This is a genomic window from Agarivorans sp. OAG1, from assembly GCF_037076485.1.
GTDB classification, from domain to species: Bacteria; Pseudomonadota; Gammaproteobacteria; order Enterobacterales; family Celerinatantimonadaceae; genus Agarivorans; species Agarivorans albus.
Window position 1 is genome coordinate 2604458 of sequence record NZ_AP028990.1, and the last position, 22830, is coordinate 2627287.

The 22830-nt window shown below is 43.5% G+C and carries 18 protein-coding genes; 9 read left to right on the forward strand and 9 right to left on the reverse strand.

Features of this window, described 5'->3' with window-relative positions; all coding sequences use genetic code 11:
• Nucleotides 1-79: 79 nt before the first annotated feature.
• Nucleotides 80-2302 carry an NADP-dependent isocitrate dehydrogenase gene (locus tag OAG1_RS11875; RefSeq protein WP_338621425.1) on the reverse strand — a complete coding sequence of 741 codons (2223 nt, stop codon included), beginning with the start codon at nt 2300-2302 and terminating at the stop codon, nt 80-82.
• A 214-nt stretch (nt 2303-2516) separates the two neighbouring features.
• On the opposite strand from OAG1_RS11875, the gene OAG1_RS11880 reads away from it, so the two are divergent.
• The 6 genes from OAG1_RS11880 to OAG1_RS11905 all read left to right on the forward strand — a co-directional run bounded on the left by OAG1_RS11880 (nt 2517) and on the right by OAG1_RS11905 (nt 7214).
• Nucleotides 2517-3149 carry a pseudouridine synthase gene (locus OAG1_RS11880; RefSeq protein ID WP_338621426.1) on the forward strand — a complete coding sequence of 211 codons (633 nt, stop codon included), beginning with the start codon at nt 2517-2519 and terminating at the stop codon, nt 3147-3149.
• Nucleotides 3150-3225: 76 nt separating this feature from the next.
• Complete coding sequence (mnmA, locus tag OAG1_RS11885; protein ID WP_338621427.1) at nt 3226-4329, forward strand: tRNA 2-thiouridine(34) synthase MnmA; 1104 nt, start codon at nt 3226-3228, stop codon at nt 4327-4329.
• Nucleotides 4330-4332: 3 nt separating this feature from the next.
• Nucleotides 4333-4959: a high frequency lysogenization protein HflD gene (hflD, locus tag OAG1_RS11890; RefSeq protein WP_016401037.1), complete on the forward strand. Its 627-nt coding sequence runs from the start codon at nt 4333-4335 to the stop codon at nt 4957-4959.
• 18 nt (nt 4960-4977) lie between these two features.
• Entirely contained in the window at nt 4978-6345 is a 1368-nt protein-coding gene (gene purB, locus OAG1_RS11895) for an adenylosuccinate lyase (RefSeq protein WP_338621428.1), read from the forward strand.
• Between the two features lie 423 nt (nt 6346-6768).
• Nucleotides 6769-6993 (forward strand): hypothetical protein, encoded by a 225-nt coding sequence (locus OAG1_RS11900; RefSeq protein WP_338621429.1) that lies wholly within the window; start codon nt 6769-6771, stop codon nt 6991-6993.
• A gap of 14 nt (nt 6994-7007) precedes the next feature.
• Nucleotides 7008-7214: a hypothetical protein gene (locus OAG1_RS11905; RefSeq protein WP_338621430.1), complete on the forward strand. Its 207-nt coding sequence runs from the start codon at nt 7008-7010 to the stop codon at nt 7212-7214.
• Between the two features lie 159 nt (nt 7215-7373).
• On the opposite strand, the gene OAG1_RS11910 is transcribed toward OAG1_RS11905, so the two are convergent.
• Nucleotides 7374-8963: an ABC-F family ATPase gene (locus OAG1_RS11910; protein WP_084681754.1), complete on the reverse strand. Its 1590-nt coding sequence runs from the start codon at nt 8961-8963 to the stop codon at nt 7374-7376.
• Between the two features lie 251 nt (nt 8964-9214).
• Between OAG1_RS11910 and OAG1_RS11915 the strand changes: the two genes are divergently transcribed.
• Nucleotides 9215-9577 (forward strand): DUF2750 domain-containing protein, encoded by a 363-nt coding sequence (locus OAG1_RS11915; RefSeq protein ID WP_152782567.1) that lies wholly within the window; start codon nt 9215-9217, stop codon nt 9575-9577.
• Nucleotides 9578-9641: 64 nt separating this feature from the next.
• Here the strand turns inward: OAG1_RS11915 and hemH are convergent, their stop codons facing one another.
• From hemH to recR, 7 genes are all read right to left on the reverse strand, one after another.
• Entirely contained in the window at nt 9642-10628 is a 987-nt protein-coding gene (gene hemH, locus OAG1_RS11920; protein WP_221076971.1) for a ferrochelatase, read from the reverse strand.
• Between the two features lie 97 nt (nt 10629-10725).
• Nucleotides 10726-11370 (reverse strand): adenylate kinase, encoded by a 645-nt coding sequence (gene adk / locus OAG1_RS11925; RefSeq protein ID WP_016401043.1) that lies wholly within the window; start codon nt 11368-11370, stop codon nt 10726-10728.
• 88 nt (nt 11371-11458) lie between these two features.
• Nucleotides 11459-13579 (reverse strand): diguanylate cyclase, encoded by a 2121-nt coding sequence (locus tag OAG1_RS11930; RefSeq protein ID WP_338621431.1) that lies wholly within the window; start codon nt 13577-13579, stop codon nt 11459-11461.
• The gene (locus OAG1_RS11935; protein WP_338621432.1) at nt 13576-14748 is read right to left on the reverse strand and encodes an extracellular solute-binding protein; all 1173 of its coding nucleotides are present in this window, start codon (nt 14746-14748) and stop codon (nt 13576-13578) included. Before OAG1_RS11935 ends, OAG1_RS11930 begins: the two co-directional genes overlap by 4 nt.
• Before the next feature lie 215 nt (nt 14749-14963).
• Nucleotides 14964-16874: a molecular chaperone HtpG gene (htpG, locus tag OAG1_RS11940; protein ID WP_338621434.1), complete on the reverse strand. Its 1911-nt coding sequence runs from the start codon at nt 16872-16874 to the stop codon at nt 14964-14966.
• Between the two features lie 257 nt (nt 16875-17131).
• Nucleotides 17132-17686 (reverse strand): hypothetical protein, encoded by a 555-nt coding sequence (locus OAG1_RS11945; RefSeq protein WP_338621435.1) that lies wholly within the window; start codon nt 17684-17686, stop codon nt 17132-17134.
• A 149-nt stretch (nt 17687-17835) separates the two neighbouring features.
• Nucleotides 17836-18438 carry a recombination mediator RecR gene (recR, locus tag OAG1_RS11950; protein WP_152782557.1) on the reverse strand — a complete coding sequence of 201 codons (603 nt, stop codon included), beginning with the start codon at nt 18436-18438 and terminating at the stop codon, nt 17836-17838.
• 204 nt (nt 18439-18642) lie between these two features.
• Here recR and OAG1_RS11955 point away from each other — a divergent pair, with 204 nt between their 5' ends.
• Both OAG1_RS11955 and OAG1_RS11960 read left to right on the forward strand, forming a co-directional pair.
• Nucleotides 18643-19872 (forward strand): phosphatase PAP2 family protein, encoded by a 1230-nt coding sequence (locus OAG1_RS11955; protein ID WP_338621436.1) that lies wholly within the window; start codon nt 18643-18645, stop codon nt 19870-19872.
• 58 nt (nt 19873-19930) lie between these two features.
• The gene (locus OAG1_RS11960) at nt 19931-22801 is read left to right on the forward strand and encodes a hypothetical protein (RefSeq protein ID WP_338621437.1); all 2871 of its coding nucleotides are present in this window, start codon (nt 19931-19933) and stop codon (nt 22799-22801) included.
• The last annotated feature ends 29 nt before the right edge of the window (nt 22802-22830 follow it).

Sequence of the window (22830 nt, forward strand, 5' to 3'; positions counted from 1 at the left end):
TTTTATTGCGTGTTTGTAAATTTTCCAAACACAAAAAAGCCGATGGCTAAGCATCGGCTTTTCTCAAATAAAGCTTAGCCTAACGTAAGCTATCAATAACATCGTTAAACAAGGCACTTGGGCGCATTGCTGCAGCCGCTTTAGTGCTATCAGGCTGGTAGTAACCGTTTAGGTCTACTGCAGGCCCTTGAGCGGCGTTTAGCTGCTCAACAATTTCAGCTTCTTGGCTTACCAACTTTTGCGCTACTTCAGCAAATATAGCTTTCAACTCTTGGTCATCATTTTGCTCTGCTAAGCACTGAGCCCAGTACAAACATAAGTAGAAATGACTACCACGGTTATCCAACTCTTTCACCTTACGTGAAGGCGATTTGTTTTCATCCAAGAAAGTACCAGTAGCTTTATCAAGCGTACTTGCAAGCACTGCCGCTTTAGCATTGTTAGTTACTTGCCCTAGGTGCTCTAAAGATGCAGATAGAGCTAAGAACTCACCTAAAGAATCCCAACGTAGGTGGTTTTCTTTTTCAAACTGCTGCACGTGCTTAGGCGCAGAACCGCCAGCACCGGTTTCGAACAAACCACCGCCGTTCATAAGCGGTACAATCGACAGCATTTTAGCTGAAGTACCTAGCTCTAGAATTGGGAATAAATCGGTTAGATAGTCACGTAGTACGTTACCCGTTACAGAAATAGTATCTAAGCCCCGCTTCACTCGCTCTAACGAGAATTGTGTCGCTTCGCTTGGGGCAAGTACTTTAATTTCTAAACCGCTAGTATCGTGTTCGGTCAAGTACTGCTCAACTTTGCTAATGAGCTGTGCATCGTGAGCACGATTTGCGTCTAACCAGAATACTGCTGGAGTATTAGTTAAGCGAGCGCGGTTAACAGCCAGTTTCACCCAATCACGGATTGGTGCGTCTTTAACTTGGCACATTCTGAAAATGTCGCCTTGCTTAACCGCTTGGCTAAGTACAACTTGGCCATTTTGGTCAACAACTTCAACGGTACCAGCAGCTGGTGCAGTGAAGGTTTTATCGTGTGAACCGTACTCTTCAGCTTTTTGCGCCATTAAACCAACGTTAGCTACAGAGCCCATGGTAGTTGGGTTGAATGCACCATTTTCTTTACAGAAATCGATGGTTTGCTGGTAAACACTTGCGTAGCTGCGATCTGGGATAACCGCTTTAGTATCTTGTTGCTTGCCTTCTGCGTTCCACATTTGACCAGATGCGCGGATCATCGCAGGCATCGACGCATCAATAATTACATCGCTTGGTACGTGTAAGTTAGTGATGCCTTTATCTGAATCAACCATTGCTAGACCAGGGCGCTGCGCGTATACCGCGTCAATAGCGGCTTTAATATCTTCTTGCTTAGCTGCGTCTAACTGTTGAATTTTTGCATAAACATCACCTAAGCCATTGCTTACATCAACACCTAGCTCTTCAAACAGCTCGCCGTATTTAGCAAATACATCTTTAAAGAATACTTTAACAACATGACCAAAGATGATTGGGTCTGATACCTTCATCATGGTTGCTTTCATGTGTAGCGAGAACAAAATGCCTTTAGCTTTAGCATCTTCGATTTCAGCTTCAATAAAAGAAGAAAGCTCCGCAACGTTTAGTGCAGCAGCATCAATAACTTCGCCTGCTAATACTGGAAAAGCTTCTTTTAACGTGATGGTTTCACCAGCTTCAGTTTTTAACTGAATAGCTACAGAGCCAGCTTCTTGGATAGTGGCAGAAACTTCGCTGCCGTAAAAATCTCCTTGGCTCATGCTAGCAACATGGCTTAACGAATCTTTCGACCATGCTCCCATTGAATGCGGATTGTTACGCGCGTATTGCTTAACAGAACCGGGGGCACGGCGGTCAGAGTTACCTTCACGCAATACAGGGTTTACTGCACTACCTTTTACTTTGTCGTATTTGGCTTTAGCGTCACGCTCTTGGTCATTGCTTGGCTCTTCTGGATAATCTGGCAGCGCGTAACCTTGAGCTTGCAACTCTTTAATGGCCGCTTTTAATTGCGGAACCGAAGCACTGATATTAGGTAGCTTGATAATGTTAGCTTCTGGCTTTTTAGCCAATTCGCCTAGCTCAGCTAAGGCATCAGAAATCTGTTGTTGCTCGGTTAAACATTCAGGAAAGCTAGCAATAATTCGGCCGGCTAAAGAAATATCACGGGTTTCTACATCAACACCAGCAGCATTAGTAAACGCTTGTACAATAGGTAGCAGTGAATACGTGGCTAAGGCTGGCGCTTCGTCCGTTAAGGTATAAATAATCTTTGACGTCATGTCGGTCCCTAAAAGTTGTGGTTGCTCTCGCAATGGCTGCCATTTTTATACAAATGATCGAGTCTGCGAGGTGGTTAGCAAGCAATAAAAAACTACAAAGTTTGTTTACTTATCTACTCACCGTCCAATAATTCGGCCAAAATAATAAACCATTTACAAACGCTTTAACATTGTTTTACTAGTGGTACATCCATTAGATGTTACAATTGGCGCCATGAATAAGTTTGCAAAACCCCAACAGTCGCGTCGTTTTAAACGAAAGGCTGAGACCAAATCAGTTAAACCGTTCAATGGCCCGCGCCGTTTAGTTCTGTTCAACAAACCCTTTGATGTACTTAGCCAGTTTACCGATGGGCAAGGTAGAGCCACCTTACAAGACTATGTCGACATTCCCGATGTATATGCCGCCGGCAGGTTAGACAGAGATAGTGAAGGCTTATTGCTGTTAACAAACGACGGGAAACTGCAACATAAACTTGCCAACCCTAAAGCTAAAACCGCAAAAACCTACTGGGTGCAAGTTGAAGGCGCACCTAAAGATGCTGATTTGGAGCCCTTGCGTAAAGGCATAGTGTTAAAAGACGGTCCCTGTTTACCGGCCAAAGTAGCGCTTATGGATGAACCAAATTTATGGCCACGCAATCCACCGGTTCGAGAGCGTAAATCCATTCCAACAACTTGGTTAAGCATTAGCATTAAAGAAGGCCGAAATAGGCAGGTTCGCCGCATGACAGCAGCTATTGGCTTCCCCACCCTGCGCTTGGTTCGCTATCAAATTGGCCGCTATACCTTAGATGGAATAGACAACGGCAGTTACCAACAATTAGTGGGTGAAGAGCTCTCTTAGAACTACATGCTGAAATGCTGTTTTCGTCACGGTTTTTCTGGTAGAATTCGCCGCAAATTTTTCCCAACAAGTTAGCATGAACTCAAACAACACTAAAAAAGTGATTGTCGGTATGTCCGGCGGCGTTGACTCTTCCGTTTCAGCCTACTTGCTTATTCAGCAAGGCTATCAGGTTGAAGGTCTTTTTATGAAGAACTGGGAAGAAGACGACAACAGCGAATACTGTGCAGCGGCAGAAGATTTAGCCGACGCTCAAGCTGTGTGTGACAAATTAGGTATTAAGCTACATACCATTAACTTCTCAGCAGAATACTGGGATAACGTATTTGAACACTTCCTCGAAGAGTACAAAGCGGGTCGCACGCCAAATCCAGACATTATGTGTAACAAGGAAATTAAGTTTAAGGCATTTTTGGAATTTGCCGCAGAAGAATTGTCTGCCGACTACATCGCCACTGGCCACTATGTGCAGCGCCGTTTTCAAGACGGACACTGGCAAATGCTACGCGGCCTAGACAGCAATAAAGATCAAAGCTACTTCTTGTATACACTAGAAGAAAAGCATATTGCGCAAACACTCTTCCCAGTAGGTGAAATAGAAAAGCCAGAAGTGCGCCGCATTGCCGAAGAACAAGGCCTTATCACCGCCAACAAAAAAGACTCCACCGGGATCTGCTTTATTGGCGAGCGTAAGTTTACTGACTTCCTAGCCCAATACCTACCAGCTCAACCGGGTGATATTGAAACCTGCGAAGGCAAAGTAATTGGTAAGCACCAAGGTTTGATGTACCACACCCTGGGCCAACGTAAAGGTTTAGGCATTGGCGGCACCAAAGACGGTGACGAGACGCCTTGGTACACCGTAGATAAAGACATTGAGCGCAACGTGCTGATTGTTGGCCAAGGGCACGATCACCCTCGCCTAAAATCGCGTGCACTTATTGCAAGCCAATTACATTGGGTAGACCGCAAAACCATCATCGAAGAACTGCGTTGTAGCGTTAAAATTCGTTACCGCCAGCAAGATGTTGCCTGCACCATTATCCCGCGTGAAAACGACGAAATTGAAGTGGTATTCGATGAGCCGCAAATAGCGGTTACACCAGGACAATCAGCAGTATTTTATCTAAATGAAGTATGTTTAGGCGGCGGTATCATTGAACAAAAGATTGGCCTATAGCCTATGAGCAATGCAATCAACGACCGCGTTATCGCTTTTGCTGGGATCTGCCAAGCCGCTAAACTGGTGCAAGACGTAGCCAGAACCAGCAACTGCGACGAAGCAGGTTTAAAAACCAGCTTAGGTAGTATTCTAATTACCAACCCCAACGAAACGGTTGAGGTATTTGGCTCGTTAGAACAACTTAAGCTAGGCCTAGGTGTAATGAGCGGCCAACTGAGCAACCAACAAGAAAAACGTAACGCCGAAATCACGCGTTACCTAGTTAGCTTGTTAGCCCTAGAACGCCGTTTAAATAAACGCCCAGACTTAATGAACATGATGGGCGAACGTATTGGCCAACTAGATAGACAACTACAGCATTTTGATTTGCTAGACCAGCAAGTTCTGGGCGGAATTGCCGACATTTACAGCGACATTATTAGCCCGCTTGGTCCGCGTATTCAAGTAGCCGGAAACGTGAGTTACTTACAGCAACCAGTAGTACAACATAAAGTTCGCGCGCTACTGTTAGCCGGTATTCGCGCCAGCGTATTGTGGCGCCAGTTAGGCGGCCAACGACGCCAGCTACTGTTTTCACGTAAAAACTACTTGCAGCAAACAACACAACTTTTACACACCATTGATTAGTTAATTTAGGAGATCACCATGGAACTGTCGGCCTTGACAGCCATTTCCCCGATAGACGGACGCTACGGGGATAAAACTTCTGAACTACGTAGTATTTTTAGCGAGTTTGGCTTAATTAAATACCGCGTACGAGTAGAAATTCGTTGGTTACAAAAACTTGCTCAACAGCAAAACATTGCTGAAGTACCAAGCTTCTCTCCTGAAGCTATCGCGTTTCTAGATAGCATTAATGACAACTTTAGCGAAGCAGACGCTGCGCGCGTTAAAGAAATTGAACGTACCACCAACCACGACGTAAAAGCGGTTGAGTACTTCTTAAAAGAAAAAGTAGCGGCAAATGCTGAGCTTGATGCAGTATCGGAGTTCATCCACTTTGCTTGTACCTCTGAAGACATTAACAACCTTTCGCACGCGTTAATGCTTAACGAAGCGCGTAACGAAGTATTAGTGCCTTACTTGCAAAAGCTTATTGATTCAATCACCGAGCTAGCAAAAGAGCTACGTGCAACTCCGCTACTTTCACGCACTCACGGCCAACCAGCTTCGCCAAGCACCATGGGCAAAGAAATGGCCAACGTAGTTGCTCGTTTACGTCGCCAGCTTAAACAAATTGAAGCGGTAGAAGTACTGGGTAAAATTAACGGCGCCGTAGGTAACTACAACGCCCACATCTCTGCTTACCCAGAAGTAGACTGGCACCAGTTCTCAGAAGAGTTTGTTACCAGCCTAGGTGTGCAATGGAACCCATACACTACGCAGATTGAGCCGCACGATTACATCGCCGAGCTATACGATGCCATCGCTCGCTTCAACACCATTTTGCTAGACTTTGACCGTGACATTTGGGGTTACATTTGCCTAGGTCACTTTAAGCAAAAAACCATTGCCGGTGAAATTGGCTCATCAACTATGCCGCACAAAGTTAATCCAATCGATTTCGAAAACTCAGAAGGCAACTTGGGTATCGCTAACGCCTTGTTTGGCCACCTAGCGGCTAAACTACCGGTTTCTCGCTGGCAGCGTGACCTTACCGACTCAACGGTATTACGTAACCTTGGTGTAGCCATGGGTTACTCGTTAATCGCCTACCAAGCCACCCTTAAAGGTGTGAGCAAGTTACAAGTAAACGAAGAAAACTTACTTAGCGATTTAGATAGCAACTGGGAAGTATTGGCCGAGCCAGTGCAAACCGTCATGCGCCGCTACGGCATCGAAAAGCCTTACGAGAAGTTAAAAGAACTCACTCGTGGTAAGCGTGTAGACGCACAAGCCATGCGTGAGTTTATCGATGGCTTAGACATGCCAGAATCAGCCAAAGACGAGCTGAAAAAAATGACCCCAGCCAACTACATTGGTGATGCGGTTAAGCTAGTAGACCAGCTGTAATAACTGCTGCCTGAAGCCTCTCGCTTAAGGCCTAGTTAATGCCAAAAGCCACAACAGATTTTGTGGCTTTTTTATTTGCCTCACATAATTAAATCTCTCTATCCGACCCAGTTACAGACAAAATTATGAGCAACATAACGCTGGCAATTTACTGGCTATGCATACAGCATTATTAATTTTTAGCGTTTTAGAGCTAATAAATTAGATAGATTGTGCGCGTTTAGCCTTGAGCTGAAAAAAATACAAGCGTAGTATCGGGAAATTGACTATTGTTAACTCTGATAATAAGTTCATTAGCTGTGAATGCGCAATATACAAATGGTAGGTGCGATCGGTCACTAATATTGCGAACTAAAAAGCCGGTTGCATATTGGGTTATTGTTATGCAGTTTCTATTATCACTATTCATGAAAGATGGCTTAGATGAAAAAGTTGAAAATCGAAACGTTCGAAAACAATGCTAGAAAAGATACAATTCAAGTCCCAATAGTACTTGCCAAACTTGTCTTGAAGTCTTTCGTTAACAATCTCAGCGCGACCAACGCAGCAACTCTCAAAGCAGCGGTAAGTGAATCTGCATTAGAGGGTGTAATTTTAGACTGTGACGCTCATATCCAAAATGAGCGTGTCGTTTTTTCTATTGTTTAGCGGAGCATCTAACTATGGGTATATACGAAAGAGATCAGCGCAAACGTAATGATGAAGATTCAATGCTCAATGCATCTGGCTCTTTATTCGAAGTGCGCTTTGCTCAGGAAGCGGCAAAATCTTGGAAACGAATAGCCTTTCTAGCGATCGTTGCAGTTCTGCTTTTGATGTTGCCTGCACTTGGTGCGATTGTTCGAGCGTTGTCGGGTCTATTTAGTTAGCCCTCAGAGCACTTGGTTGCAGCTAACAAAGCGTTTAAAAGCGACTCCATACCGTGCGCTAGTTTCGCTTGGCTCAAGTTTAGCGCACATTATTCCGCGCCTTAACTCTAAAACAAAAAAGCAGCCAATGGCTGCTTTTTCTAACTACGATTTAAGCTGCTAGGCGTTTAAGCCTTGGCTTTTTAGGTATTCTTCGTAAGTGCCGTGGAAGTCTACAATACCTTGTGGCGTCATTTCGATGATGCGCGTAGCAAGGCTTGATACAAACTCTCGGTCATGGCTTACAAATACCAAGGTGCCTGGGTAGTTTTCTAAGGCTAAGTTAAGTGACTCAATAGATTCCATATCCAAGTGGTTGGTTGGCTCGTCCATCACCATAATGTTTGGCTTTTGCAAAATCATTTTGCCAAACAGCATACGGCCTTGTTCACCACCAGAGATTACTTTAACGGATTTGTTAATGTCTTGCTGTGAGAACAACAAGCGACCTAAGGTGCCACGGATCACTTGCTCGTCGTCGCCTTCTTTACCCCATTGCCACATCCAGTCAATCAGGTTTTTATCTTCTTCAAAGTCGGCTGCATGATCCTGTGCATAGTAACCTAGCTGAGCATTTTCAGACCATTTAATGCTGCCACCAAAATCAGTATCACCCACTAAACATTTAAGGAAGGTGGTTTTACCAATACCGTTGGGGCCAATTACCGCAATGCGCTCGCCTACTTCAACCATTAAGTCCAAATCTTTGAACAGGGTTTCTTCGTAACTCTTTTCCAAACCTTCAATTTGTAAGGCTAAGCGGTGCAGCTTTTTCTCTTCTTCAAAACGAATGTAAGGGTTTTGGCGGCTTGAAGGCTTAACTTCGGCCAATTGAATTTTATCAATTTGCTTAGCACGAGAGGTAGCTTGCTTAGATTTTGAAGCGTTAGCAGAGAAACGGCTAACAAAGGTTTTAAGCTCGGCAATTTGGGCTTTTTTCTTGGCGTTGTCCGACAACATTTGCTCGCGCGCTTGGGTCGCCGCGGTCATATATTCGTCGTAAGAACCAGGGAAAGTACGCAGCTCACCGTAATCCAAATCGGCCATGTGGGTACATACGCTGTTTAAGAAATGGCGGTCGTGCGAGATGATGATCATGGTGCAGTTACGCTCGTTGAGCACCCCTTCTAACCAACGAATGGTATTAATATCCAAGTTGTTGGTAGGCTCATCTAAAAGCATAATATCAGGGTCACCAAACAATACTTGGGCTAGCAATACACGCAGTTTCCAGCCAGGAGCTACTTCGCTCATTGGGCCGTAATGCTGCTCGATAGGAATGCCAACACCTAGCAATAACTCACCAGCGCGAGCTTCGGCGGTATAACCATCCATTTCTGCAAACTCGGCTTCTAGCTCAGCAGCGCGAATGCCGTCTTCTTCACTCATCTCTGGGTTAGCATAAATTGCGTCGCGCTCAGATTTAACTGCCCACAGTTCTTCGTAGCCCATAATCACGGTATCGATAACCGCTTTATCTTCGTAAGCAAATTGGTCCTGCTTTAGCTTACCAATGCGCTCGTTTGGATCTTTAGATACATTGCCGGCACTTGGCTCTAAATCGCCACCCAATATTTTCATAAAGGTAGATTTACCACAGCCATTAGCGCCGATAAGACCATAACGGTTACCTTCGCCAAATTTAACTGAGACATTTTCGAACAATGGCTTTGCGCCAAATTGCATGGTGATATTAGAAGAAGTAAGCAATGTAAATATTCCGCTTGGTTACGTTACACCAGCATTTTGCTGGGTAATCTGATGGCTAAATTGTTTGGTCGCGCATTATGCCACAACTTGCTCAAACAACGCACATATTAAGACAAAGATCACATAAGCTTAGCCACTTTCCGCGAATACGCCGTAAAACTAAGCACTCAAGAGCTAGCTTAGCGCTTTTATATGACGGCTTAGTTTATTTGGATTATTCTAACCACCTATCATCGTAACGAGGACGAACCATGTCTGACGCTAATAACATTGCTAAAGCCGATAGCCATTCGCGCATGCAATACTTAATTAAAGAAAGCAAAGCTCAAAATCAATTGTGGATCTTAATCGACGATGATGGCTGCGTAATGCTTAACTCTGAAGATGAAGACTGCGTACCCGTTTGGCCAAGTAAAGAATTTGCTGACGCTTGGGCCACTGGAGATTGGCAGCACTGTAAAGCCGAAGCAATCTCGCTAAATAAATGGCGCAGCCGCTGGACCGAAGGCCTAACCGGTGACGAACTGTATGTTGCGGTTTTTCCTAACGAGCAAGAAGAAGGCCTAATTTTGTCGCCTTACGAGTTTGAAGATGCCTTAGGTAAAGGCCGTTAACAAAAAAGCCCCGATAGATTAAGGCCTTAATCTATCGGGGCTTTTTAAACACTTATACGAGTGACTACCAGCCTTGAGTATGTTTCTCAATTAACTGGCAATACAACTCAACTTGTTCGGGATTGTCATTTAACGCTGAAATGTAATGATATTGCTCCCCGCCCGCTTCTAAAAACTCATCACGTAACTCGCAAGACACTTCTTCAATTGTCTCTAAGCAATCGGCTGAAAAAGCCGGAGAAATTACATCTACCGATTTAACGCCCTGCTCTGCAAGTTGATGCAGTAACTGGTCGGTATAGGGTTTAACCCATGGATCTTTACCAAAGCGCGACTGATAACATAAGCGCCACTGATTTTGCTTTAGCCCTAATACTGCGGCCACTTTAGCTGCCGTATCTTCACACTGCTGCGGGTAAGGGTCGCCATTTCGCGCGTAACGCTCTGGAATACCATGAAAAGAAAACAATAACACTTCACCACGGGCGGTTAACTCCCAGTGCTGTTTAATCGAATTTGCTAAAGCTTGAATATAAGCTGGCTCGGCATAGTAATCTTTAACCATGCGTAATTCAGGCAAGTTGTAAGTATTTTTAAGTGCTTTGGCGTAAGCATCAAAAACCGGAGCAGTAGTTGATACCGAATACTGAGGATACATTGGCAATAACAGTACTTTTTGATGCCCCGCATCTAGCACCTGATTAACCACCTCTTTAATATCGGGTGAGCTATAAGTCATGGCTAAATGTACTTCGTACTTATCGCTAAGTTTGGCTGACACTTTATTGCGGATTTGTTCGCTAATAACTTTAAGGGGCGAGCCATTCTTTAGCCAAATTTGTTGGTAAAGCTTGGCAACACGTCGTGAGCGCAAAGGCAAAATAACGCAATATAACAGTGGTAACCATAATAACTTAGGCAGGTTTACCACTCGCTTATCTGATAAAAAACGCCCCAGAAACTTCGCTACGGCGTTAGGTGTCGCTTCATCTGGTGTTCCTAGGTTCACCAATACTACGGCACATTTTAACTCGTTGTCATGTTGTGACATTCAACTATTCCCTAAAAGTGGACAACACAGTGTACGGCATTTTTAGGCATAAAAAAAAGCGACAATTGCCGCTTTTTTTGCAAATCGTAATTAGCAATTAATCAAGTAATTCAACTAATTGATTGCTAATTGCTTCAACAGACTGAGTACCGTCTAGTTTGAAGTATTTGCTGTTGCCTAGCTCAGCTTCTTTACCGTAGTAGCTTACTAATGGTTTAGTTTGCTCGTGGTAAATAGCTAGTCGGTCACGTACGATGCTTTCTTCGTCGTCTGGGCGAATAACTAAGTCTTCGCCACTTACGTCGTCTTTACCTTCAACCTTAGGTGGGTTGTAAACAATGTGGTAAACACGGCCGCTGCCTGGGTGAACTCGACGTCCACTCATGCGTTTAACGATTTCTTCGTCGGCTACGTCAAATTCTAATACCGCATCAATGTTAATGCCGGCTTCTTTCATTGCGTCAGCTTGAGGGATGGTACGAGGGAAACCATCTAACAAAAAGCCTTTTTCGCAATCGTCTTCAAGAATACGTTCTTTTACTAGGCCAATAATCAACTCATCGGAAACTAATTGCCCTGCATCCATTACTTCTTTTGCTTTGATGCCTAAAGCTGTGCCTGCTTTTACAGCGGCGCGAAGCATATCGCCAGTAGAGATTTGAGGGATGCCGTAACGCTCCATAATAAATTGTGCTTGGGTACCTTTACCCGCACCTGGAGCGCCTAAAAGAATAATGCGCATAATTTGCTGTTCCTTGGTCTAGTTTTTAGTGCTTTTACAAGAGACGTGAATTTACACTGATGAGGCCAGAACTACAAGGGAAGCTCGACTAAAGTTCAGTTTGACGAAGCTCTGCATAATAACGCTGTTTGTTACTATACATGTTCTGATCTGCTAGCTTGTACAAACCACTAAAGTCTACGTCGGTGGTTGACGCGTAGCCTACAGAGAAACTCACCAAAGGCTCTCCACCAAAGCTATTTAGGTCAATACCCACTTGATTATTTTGCCTTGCCGCTAAACGCTCTTTTAGCTCGCTAGCTGAAGCTAATTGCTCACCAGACAATACTGCTGCGAATTCATCACCACCAATACGGTAGAAATCTCCCGTTAAGCCTTCGCAACAATCAGATAGCACCCTCGCCACAGAAATAATCAGCTGGTCACCTTTCTCATGGCCTTTCTCATCGTTCATTTGCTTTAGGCCGTTCACGTCAATAATAAATAAGCCGACTTCAGCATCTAGTTGCGTTTCTAATGAGAATTGCAATTCATCAAAAGCTTGGCGGTTTTTAATGCCAGTTAAAGAATCGGTTCTAGCAACATGGTCCAGCTCTTCGTTTAGGGTTCGGTTTTCTAAAAATGCACTGAGTTCGGTGATAAACAGTAGAATTCGGTTACTGTTTTCTTCACTTAACTTAGGTTCATTAATGAGTAGCCACCCCATTTTTCCGCCACCGCAGCGAATACCAAAAACATTCACCAACTGTTGTTTAAACTCGATACTAAATCGGTCCCAACGCTGTCGAGATTTCTCTGACACACGATTAGAAAGCTGTTCAAAGCTTTCTACTTCGACAGACAAGCTGTCGTTCACCATACGGTGACCACGCGATTGTGGTAGGTGAATAACCAAACCTGTATTTGGAAAACACATAGACAATATACGAAGTGCATCATTAGCAATCTGTCGGTTACCCTCACTGGCCTCCAATACTCGCCTAAATTGCACAAGCTGTTGAAAAAAGAAGTTACTTTGCGCCAGGTTATCCATCGACAGTTCTAAGTCTCGGGTGCGCTCTTCTACTTTGTACTCAAGTTGGCTATTCAAGTTTTGAACTTCTTCTAGGTAGCCTGCCCGTAGTTTGTCGATACGTGCTAACTCAACATTTTTCTCATTTACCGTTCTTAACTGCTCTCCAATGGTACCTTTCATTTCGGTGAGCAAGTTTGCTACATCGGCAAACTCTCGAATCACTAGCTTTCCGTTGTTCAGTGCTTCGGCATTTCGGCCTTTTTCAAAGTCTCGAATTAGGCCGTACAAACGCCCAAATGCTTTTGCCACTAAATGAGCAAACAGCATCACCACCACAATAATAAGACCAATAACAATTATGCTACTGGCCATGCCCGGCGCCATTGCTTCTTTAACTTGATTAGCCAGGCTCTCTAAGCGCTGACCAACTTTAATTTTAATCCATACAGAGTTTTGATAATTTCGCCCCGATATAATCAAGCGGCTGGCGTGAGTAACATCGTAGGCGTCATCACCGATCAGGTTCCCAAGCAATTGTTCTTCGCGATAGAACACTGCCAAACTCTCTTGATCGTCAAGCCGGTTGGCAGCAACTTCCGCTAATTTATATATAGGAACCACCGCTATTAGGTAGCCTTTTACAACGATACGGTCGATGGCACGATCAGAGTAAATAGGTACCACATGTACCAAACTATGGTGCTGGCCGCTTTTGCCAACCAAGGAGTAGTTATCAACCAAATAGACCTTACTTTTTGATTCAAGATCTTTTATTTCGAAGGGACTAGTAAAACGTTGCTGCAGAATATTGGATTGCTCGAGCGCCAATATGTTTCCACCATAAGACTCCACTACAAAACCATCTGCTTCTACCAGGTACAAAGACTCAATGAGCGGCGCATCGAGCACAAAGTTACCCAGTATATCGGGAAGGTGGATCGAATAAAGTAGGTCATCAATGCCGTTTACTACACTCTCTTGCTCAGAAAGCAAACGTAAACCATTGGTGAGAATCTCATTACTATGTTGAAGCTCCGCTGTTATCTGGCTTGCAGAAGCCGCCAAACGGCTATTAACCGATTGATAAACAAAATTGTACATCTGTTTATATAAGGTAAAAGAGAGCACCGAAACCGGGATAATGGCTACGAAGATCAATAACAAAAATGTGATAGACCGAAGTCTTATTGTCATTTTTTGCGTCCGCGTTTGCGAGTTTCTTTGTCAGCAATGGTTTGCATTAGCTGGGTAGCTTGTTCGACTGAATAGTTATGATCCATATATCGGTTAAAGCCACGCTCTAGAGCTAACCATACCACGGTCATTTCGGCATCCCCGGGCATCGCTCTAGTATCTTCCATTTGCTTCAACATGTTTTGTTCGTTGGGGTTGTTGTCACTGATTATTTTCGAAACCAATTCAACATTAGCAGGGATTAAACCACCTTGATGATAAATGATGCTTTGTGCTTCTTGCTGCTGCATAAATGCACTAAATTGCTTAATTTGTTGGTAATTGTCATCTGACGTTGAGAGACGAGGAAAAGCTAACACATAACCAGAAAACATCGGCAGCATTGGGCTTCCCTCAATATCAGGCAAGGTGCTTACACCTAGCCGCTCATCCATACTTTGTTTCAATTCCTTATATATCCAATCGCCGTTAATCATATAAGCGGACTGACCGCTCTTAAATCGTTCTACACTGCAATCGTGATTACATTTTGGATCAACCAAGCCGATATCTTTGAGCTGTTTATAGAACGTTAAGGCTTGCTGCATTTCTTTGGTATCTAGGGTTATTTTTCCATCGTTAAGTGGCCAACCTTGAAACGCAGTTAAGAATGGAATGAACCAATACATCTCGGAGTAGTTCCAAACAATAGCTTGTTGCTCACCTTGGCTAAGCGCTGATTGCTGCTCTAATAACTCGGCCCAAGAGCTTACGGGTTGTTTCACTAAGTCTTTGTTGTAATAAAGCACCAAGTGATTGCCTTGAAATAACGGCACACCATATTGTTCGTTGTCTGTAAAACCCGCTTTAAGCACCCGCGGTTCTGTTTGCGGAATAATCCAGTCTTTGGGCACCGGTGCTAAAGAAATTAAATCATGCATGCCAACAAAATCACTAGGTACGTAAAGAATATCTGGCAAGGTATTAGTGCGGGCTTGGTTAAGCACCTCTTCGCGTAATCGTTCTGACAAAAAGTTATTTTTTTCAACGGTTACGCCGGACTGTTTTTCAAATTCAGCAATGGCATTATCGAGGTATTGAGATGGGTTATGGGCATTCCACAATGTGATTTTTGCGTTAGCTTGAGAAAGCGTACACATTAAGCCTAAAATCAGCACTACCTTGCGCATGTTAGCTACCTTTCCGTTATTATTTTTTTGTTTAGTGTAGCAACGATTCAGTGCTTTATCTGTGAACTCATCCTCTGCAATTGCTTATAAGTCATCTGACCTGTAAATCCACAATCAAGTCTATGAATAATCGTTTTATTTTTGGTAAAACGCCCAAATCAGCAAGCAACAAAAAAGGCAGCACCGAGTGCTGCCTTTTATTCTTTAGAGTATGTTTAAGCTAAAAGTTGGTTAACTCGCTTAATGAACTCAGAAGGGTTTTCTAAGCTACCACGCTCAGCAAGGGTTGCTTGATCCAATAGTAAGCTCGCCCACTCTGCAAATTTAGCTTCGTCTTGCTCATCGGCAACGCGCTTAACTAAGGCGTGCTGAGGGTTTAATTCAAAAATGTACTTTTGATCAGGTACATCTTGACCAACCGCTTGCATCAACTTCTGCATTTGCGTGCTCATGTCGTTGTCATCAACAACGATACAAGAAGGCGTATCGGTTAAACGGTAAGTTAAACGAACATCTTTAACCTTGTCACCTAAGCTTTCTTTCATGCGCTCAACAAAGCTTGCGTATTCGCTTTCGTCTTGCTCTTTCTGCTTCTTAGTTTCTTCGTCATCTAAGTCGCCAAGGTCTAAATCACCTTTAGTTACCGAAACAAGGGTTTTGCCTTCAGCTTCTGGCAAGTGACTAATTAACCACTCGTCTACGCGGTCGTGCATTAACAATACTTCAATGCCTTTACGCTTGAAAATTTCTAAATGCGGGCTGTTAGCAGCGGCTGCGTAACCATCGGCCGTTACGTAGTAAATCTTGTCTTGGCCTTCTTTCATGCGCTCGATGTAATCGGCGAATGAAACATTTTGCTCAGCACTGTCGCTATTAGTAGAAGCAAAGCGCAGTAGCTTAGCGATTTGTTCTTTGTTAGCGAAATCTTCTGCTGGACCTTCTTTTAGCACTTGGCCAAATTCAGCCCAAAACGTTTGGTATTTCTCTGCATCGTTCTTCGCCATGCGCTCAAGCATAGTAAGAACACGCTTAGTACAAGCGCTACGTAAGTTAGCGGTTGTTTTAGTATCTTGAAGGATCTCACGTGATACGTTTAGTGGCAGGTCGTTTGAATCTAACACACCCTTCACAAAGCGTAGGTAACCTGGCATAAACTCATCAGCGTCGTCCATGATGAACACGCGTTGAACATACAGCTTCAAGCCATGTTGACGCTCGCGGTTCCACATATCAAATGGGGCTTTGCTAGGGATGTAAAGCAAGCTGGTGTAATCCTGCTTACCTTCAACTTTGTTGTGCGCCCAAGTTAATGGATCAGCGAAGTCATGAGAAATGTGCTTGTAAAACTCGTTGTACTCATCTTTAGAGATGTCGTTTTTACCACGCGTCCACAAAGCAGTTGCTTTGTTAATGGCTTCCCATTCACCTGGAACAGCTGCAACTTTTTCACCGTCTGGACCTTCAGATTCAGGCGTTTCGTCTTTCCACATCTGAACTGGTATCGAAATATGATCTGAGTACTTAGTGATGATAGAGCGAACTTTCCAGCTATCTAGGAACTCATGCTCATCTTCACGCAAGTGAAGAATAATGTCGGTACCGCGGCCTTCTTTGGCAATGTCGGCTACGGTGTAATCACCTTCACCAGCACTTTCCCAACGTACGCCTTGGCTAGCTTCTGCACCTGCTGCACGAGTTTCAACGGTTACTTTATCGGCTACGATAAATGCTGAGTAAAAACCAACACCAAATTGACCAATTAGTTGCGAGTCTTTTGCGCTGTCGCCACTTAACTGACCAAAAAACTCTTTAGTGCCAGACTTAGCAATAGTACCAAGATGCTCAACAACTTCATCGCGGGTCATACCAATGCCGTTATCCGACAAAGTAATAGTTTTAGCTTCTTGGTCGAAGCTTACACGTACACGTAAGTCACCATCGTTTTCAAATAAAGCGTTATTTTCTAAAGCTTTAAAACGCAGTTTGTCGGCAGCATCGGCTGCATTAGAGACTAATTCGCGTAAGAAAATTTCTTTGTTTGAATATAGAGAGTGGATCATCAACTGGAGTAATTGTTTTACTTCAGTTTGAAAGCCATGAGTTTCTGCATGAGCTGCATCAGTCATCTTATTGTTTCCTTGCTTTTACACATACTTCGTTAGTTGCTAAACGATATGGGGGTAGCCAATTTTGATTTCAAGCAGATGAGAAAAAAATATTCTAGGATGTAGCGAGAAACTAGTAGCTATGAGACCTCACGCTAAAAAGCTTAAGTAACAAGGAGGCGATTAATTACGATATTCGGTTTGAGGTATGATTGAAAAGCTGGCTAATTTAAGCCAGCTTTGATGAGAGTTATAGCGAAGAAGAATGCTCCTAGATACTATTCACCTAAGCCCGCTAAATCTTCCACAATAATGGCTGAAACAAGATCTATGTCTTTGGGTTCATCTTCAGCATCCCAGTTACCGGCAGTAATTTCTAGATTTACCGCAGCATCCTTAAAACCGCCATAGTTTGTTGTGTATTTAGATTGACTAAAACTTGCCAGCTGACCTTGCTCACCAACAATTTGAACCATATGAGAAACTTGGGGTTTGTTCAAAGATCTGCCGCCGTAATTAAAAGTGCGAGTGTAGTCGATGTCTATGTTCAGCTTAAATGAGTCCTTCGAATCACTGTTTGCTATCAAGTTATTTTCAGCTAAGTGCTTATTAATAGCTTCTATAAATTGTAGATTCAATTCTTCTTCAGATACAAACGACGTCCCCTCTTCAGGCGCGCCATGGCCTAAGTTTAACTTAACTTTGACTTCTCCAACGTGGTATCGGGTGTTGCCTTTTACTATTGGGGTTGGTTCAACATAGTATTTATACGGGGAGCTGCCACAAGCTGATAACATTAATGCTACTGCAATAAGAATTATCTTATTTAACATCTTCATAGTTCCTTCTAGTTAGAATATTTCCATTTAATGCTGTCTAACCATATTACAATTAAGGTTAAACATCAGCACGGTATCACTTACTAACGAAGAAGTCAGTACCATTTCATTTCCAAAGGTTAACAGCTTAAAAAAAGGAATTATTAATCGAGTTGTTGGCGACCAATCAGGGAGTGAGACAGTGTAGTGCCATCTACGCTGTCTAGCTCACCGCCTAGTGGCACGCCATGAGCAATTCTTGATACTTTAATTTGATAACGTTTGGCCATATCGGCGATGTAATAAGCGGTAGCCTCGCCTTCTACAGTGGGATTAGTTGCAAGGATCAATTCAGCAACCTCTTCTTGGGCGAAGCGCTGTTCCAGTTTATCTAAGTGCAGCTCGCCAGGGCCAATGCCGTCGAGTGGTGAAAGATGGCCCATTAATACAAAGTAACTACCAAAAAATTGTGCGGTTTGCTCAATAGCAGCAACGTCGGCTGGGGTTTCAACCACACAGATTACCCCTTTACTCATCCGCTTGGGCGATTGGCAAATAGGACACAATTCTTCCTCAGCAAAATTGCGACACACCTTGCAGTGGCCAATTACGTCCATTGCATTGCTAATGCTAGCAGCAAGCTGTAAGCCATCTTTACGTTTGCGCTCTAACAAATGAAAAGCCATACGCTGGGCACTACGTGGGCCTACACCGGGTAATACCTGTAGCGACTTAATCAATTGTTCTATGCTGGGGCTGTATTTCATTAAACTTCCACTAAACTCAATTTACGCGACGCTAATGTAACAGCGTGATAAACAAAATTCACTAAAAGCGACAGATTTTGTCCCTTAATATTAGTAACCAAATAGTTGTTACAAGTAGACCAAACAGCACTCCTGTGCGTATGATATTAATGAAGATGTATTAGCGATAAAGGATTTATCGTTAACTTGAACAAGGAAAAAGTAATGAAGCTAAAAACCAGCTTAATCTCGGCCGCTATTCTATCTGCATTTAGTACCAATACACTCGCCGAAGATACCTATGTACAAATTGGTGACTATACTCAGATTCTACTGCCCCTTGGTGGCCTAGGTGTGAGTTTAGCCAAAGGTGATACCGCAGGTAGCTGGCAATTAACCAAGTCATTCGCCACTACTATGATATTCACCCATGGTATTAAGTTTGCCGTAGACAAACGCCGGCCTAACTTTACCACTAACAATTCGTTTCCCTCTGGTCACACCGCTGCTGCATTTAGTGGAGCATCTTTCTTCCAAACTCGTTATGGCTCAGCTTGGGGCGTGCCCGCTTACGCACTTGCCGCATACACCGGTTGGAGCCGAGTACACGGTGATAAACACTACTGGGATGACGTAATTGCAGGTGCCAGTATAGCTACTTTGAGCAACCTGTTTTTTGTTAACCCCATCGATGAAGACATTAAAGTAAGCCCAATGGTTGATGGCGATGCCAAAGGTTTACAAATCTCTTTATCAAATGGCTTTTTTGAAGGTGGAACGCGCTCTAAAAAACCACCAACAACGTTTGACCCTAAGTTTAAATTTGATTTTTTACTGGGACCAACTCGCCTAAAATCTAATGATATTGGCAGCTTTGCTTCTGAGCAGAATATAGAATTTGGCCAAGAGGATACCCTAACTACTGCAGCTGCAAGATGGACGTGGTTTGCTAGCGACCAACATAGCTTTAGTTACCTTACCCAGCCCTATGAAGCCCGTGATCAAGGCAAAGTTGAAGGCGGCGGTGATGTTTACGCGCAATACCAAGTTTGGGATAACTTAGTAAATTGGCAGTACGATTTACAGCTTGGTAAACAATGGATAGGTAAAGCAGGTTTAGGTTTATTAATTCAATATGCGCAAGCTTCACTTTACCCCGACTCAAGCTTTAGCAACGAGTTAGAAGGTGAAGAAGAGTGGTTATTTTACCCTTTAGCAAACGCTACCTTCGGCTACAATTTCACACCTAAAATGAACCTCGCATTTACCGGTGAATACGGTAATAATGGCGACGGTGAAGTGCTTATGACAGACCTAGGCATCAACTATGCGTTTAATAAGCGTTGGGATATTGGTGGTGGATACAACTACTACAAGCGTGATCAAGACAATGCTAAAACCTTTAGAAAAATTGAGTTCGACAGCATTTATCTACGTTTAGGTTATGCATTTTAATACTAAAGGCGCAGGTTGCGCCTTTTTGTTTTAATACCTTTTACTTGCAAGGAAGCCCGTGAGTACTCGTTTAAAGTCAGCTTTACTAATCAACCTAATCTGCTTGTTGGTGGTAGCCAGTGTCACCGCCTTAGCGTTGCCGTTTCTTTATCAGCAGCAAAAAGCCAACACCGAGAAGGAAGTGACAACCGCACTAAGTTTGTTTGAAATTAGTGCCCGGCGCGCGGTTAATATTCAAAATAAAGCAGTGCTTAAAGAGTTGGCTGAAGAACTGTTAAAATCACCCAGCGTTAACTATGTAAAAGTTACCGACCAAAGCAGTCGCACAGTAATGGCAGAAGCTGGAACGCCACGTAAAAAGCAACAAAATGATGGCAAACAAACCAACAAACTGGCTGCTAAAGTTGATAACCAAAAGCGTTCATCGACCCAAATTAACCCTATCGCTTGGGTCGAGATAGAGTTTTCCAGCCCCACCAATGTTTACCATTGGTTGCTGCCACATCGCTTAGTCGTATTCCGACTATTGGCCGGGATCTTGTTGCTGCAAATCTTACTCAGTGTTTTTGTAAGCAGAATGTTTACCACTGCCCCTGCAAAACCAACATCGAATAAGCCAGTAAGCAACAAGCAACAGGCAACACAAGATCCTGTTATCTCTAGCTCAAAAACGGCGGTGGATATAACCAATGCCAAGCTAAGCAAAGAGTTACAAACAGCTAAAGCACAACACAAAAAAGACAAACAAAAAGTGAAGCAGCTGGTTGAGTTATCTAACCGCGCTAACAGTTTGAAAAAAGCGTTGCTAGAACATGCTAATAACGCCGCATTTATCGTGGATGAACACAACCACGTTATCGAAGCTAGCAACATTGGGCTTAACTACCTAAACGTAAGCAAAGCCAAGCTCATCAACATTAACTTAAATAAACACTACTCAGTACCAAGCCTTGATAATACTCAAGATGGTGAGTTTATGGAGTTATTGGTCTCTTACCCTGAGGAGTTTTGCCTATTAGTTAAAGCAAACAAAACGGGAAAAACCTACGCGGCTACCCACCTTGCCCTGCCCTTTAGTGAAGACAGCTTGTACTTAGTGAGCATCAATCCCATTAGCCAAAATAATCAAGCTCAGCAAGCTAAACAAAACCCTAAACAAATTTTACAAAACTTAACGCCTAGCGATTTATACAGCCCGCTTAAAGCAGGGTGTTTAGATGCCTTGAACCAGCTTAACAAGGCCTCGCTTCTAGCACCTAATGAGCATTCGGATAGAGAACGCTTGGACGCGCAGTTGCGCTTAAGCACCTTGATTCGCAGCTTGCCTTGGCAGCAGCAAGAAGCCAGCATAAAGCTTAAAGCGGAGTCTGTACTAGAAGTACTTGAGCAGAGGCTCGGTCAATTTTCGGCGCTTTACCAAGCAAAAGAATTGCATTGGGCATTGGTAGTTAGCCCAGAGATTAGCTCGCAATACATGCTTAATCGCGCTCACCTAACTGCGATATTAGATCTACAGCTTTACTTGGTCTCATTGTACCCCGCCAGCAGCCAAGTGCTTATTCAGTTACAAGTTGAAGATAAACAATTAGTCTTTTCTGTGGATAGCGAAAACGCCGGCCAATTAAGTGCATTACAGCAATCAATCATTGCCCTTAGCGCAGCCTTAGTAAAACAAATCAATGGCCGTCAGCAACAAAACCAAGATTCCTTAAGTATTTGCTTAAACTATGAAACAGTAGCATCGGACCAATTGGTAGAAAGCCCTAGTGATGAGGTGCAATACTTCGCAGTAGATTTTGCCGATGAGTTTTTCCAGCGTTGTATCAGCATTCAACTGCAACTTTTATCTGCCGAGCTTGTAGAGCTCAATCAGATCGAAGATGTGGCTGCCAATCACAAGGTAACAGTGATAACTGACAAACCTGAGCGATGCCTTGAGTTAGAAGACCAAGGCATTAAGCTAAAGGTATTGCTGGTAGCAGAACAACTGCCTTCACCAACGCAAGTCGACTCTTCACTTAAGCCACTATTATGTTTGAAGCATCAACTGTGCAGCTTTTTAATGGCGAGTTTCTTCCAGCGACATTCCGATAAAGAAGAGCAGCAAACCATCGAAGACCTTGCTGAAGTAGCCATTGCAGCATCGGCCGAAGATGAGCCAAACACGCCAAGCAACTTCTCTATTGCCTCATTTAGTCAATCAAAGCACCGTTTTGAGCACTTAAGTACTCACATAGGTGACATTGCCATTAAATGGCAGCATCGTGCTTGGCAAGAAGCTTATAACCAGATTAAGAATCTCGGCACAGTTGATTACTTGTTACTAGAAAGCAGCGAACTCACGCCAATCCGTATTCAACAAATACAACAGTACAAACCTGAGCTTCGCTTACTGCTATTAATGAACAACGCTAAGAATTTTGATGCCACAGATTTAGCGGGCTTACATTACTATTTGATAAGCGAATCCAATACTGAAAGCGATATCCGCGATGTGTTGGTATTAAATCAACACTTTGGGCAGGCATTAGAAGGCTTGTGTGCAGATGAGCAGCTATTATCATCTCATGCTCTTTCGGAATATAGCTACCTTCGCTTAATTGAAAGCCTTAGCGGCTTAAGCCCTAGCGAACCAAAACCCAAGCCGGATAACCAAGCTGTGGCTTCGCCCACAAAAGCAGATAATGAACCCTACTTACTTGCGCTAAAAAATGTATTCAGTATCGAAAACAAAAACCGCTCTTCTCTCATTGTAGAGTTTGCCAAACAGCAACGCTGGAAAGAAGCTCAAGAGCAAGTACAACAGCTCGCATTTGGAGCTGAGAAGTTCGCATCGGATAAACTAAACCAGCAGGTAAGCGAGATTTCTGAAGCAGTATTTAAGCAAGATGAAACAGCCTTAACTAACGCACTAGAACAGCTTGGTTAAGAAAAGACAATAAAAAAGAGCAAGGCATT

What these genes read in the sequence shown, in the direction of transcription:
- recR (WP_152782557.1), bottom strand. Translation starts at nt 18,438, where the DNA reads ATGAAATACAGCCCCAGCATAGAACAATTGATTAAGTCGCTACAGGTA.
- purB (WP_338621428.1), top strand. Translation starts at nt 4,978, where the DNA reads ATGGAACTGTCGGCCTTGACAGCCATTTCCCCGATAGACGGACGCTAC.
- OAG1_RS11875 (WP_338621425.1), bottom strand. Translation starts at nt 2,302, where the DNA reads ATGACGTCAAAGATTATTTATACCTTAACGGACGAAGCGCCAGCCTTA.
- hemH (WP_221076971.1), bottom strand. Translation starts at nt 10,628, where the DNA reads ATGTCACAACATGACAACGAGTTAAAATGTGCCGTAGTATTGGTGAAC.
- OAG1_RS11900 (WP_338621429.1), top strand. Translation starts at nt 6,769, where the DNA reads ATGAAAAAGTTGAAAATCGAAACGTTCGAAAACAATGCTAGAAAAGAT.
- OAG1_RS11945 (WP_338621435.1), bottom strand. Translation starts at nt 17,686, where the DNA reads ATGTTAAATAAGATAATTCTTATTGCAGTAGCATTAATGTTATCAGCT.
- OAG1_RS11915 (WP_152782567.1), top strand. Translation starts at nt 9,215, where the DNA reads ATGTCTGACGCTAATAACATTGCTAAAGCCGATAGCCATTCGCGCATG.
- hflD (WP_016401037.1), top strand. Translation starts at nt 4,333, where the DNA reads ATGAGCAATGCAATCAACGACCGCGTTATCGCTTTTGCTGGGATCTGC.
- OAG1_RS11905 (WP_338621430.1), top strand. Translation starts at nt 7,008, where the DNA reads ATGGGTATATACGAAAGAGATCAGCGCAAACGTAATGATGAAGATTCA.
- OAG1_RS11935 (WP_338621432.1), bottom strand. Translation starts at nt 14,748, where the DNA reads ATGCGCAAGGTAGTGCTGATTTTAGGCTTAATGTGTACGCTTTCTCAA.
- OAG1_RS11880 (WP_338621426.1), top strand. Translation starts at nt 2,517, where the DNA reads ATGAATAAGTTTGCAAAACCCCAACAGTCGCGTCGTTTTAAACGAAAG.
- adk (WP_016401043.1), bottom strand. Translation starts at nt 11,370, where the DNA reads ATGCGCATTATTCTTTTAGGCGCTCCAGGTGCGGGTAAAGGTACCCAA.
- htpG (WP_338621434.1), bottom strand. Translation starts at nt 16,874, where the DNA reads ATGACTGATGCAGCTCATGCAGAAACTCATGGCTTTCAAACTGAAGTA.
- OAG1_RS11955 (WP_338621436.1), top strand. Translation starts at nt 18,643, where the DNA reads ATGAAGCTAAAAACCAGCTTAATCTCGGCCGCTATTCTATCTGCATTT.
- mnmA (WP_338621427.1), top strand. Translation starts at nt 3,226, where the DNA reads ATGAACTCAAACAACACTAAAAAAGTGATTGTCGGTATGTCCGGCGGC.
- OAG1_RS11930 (WP_338621431.1), bottom strand. Translation starts at nt 13,579, where the DNA reads ATGACAATAAGACTTCGGTCTATCACATTTTTGTTATTGATCTTCGTA.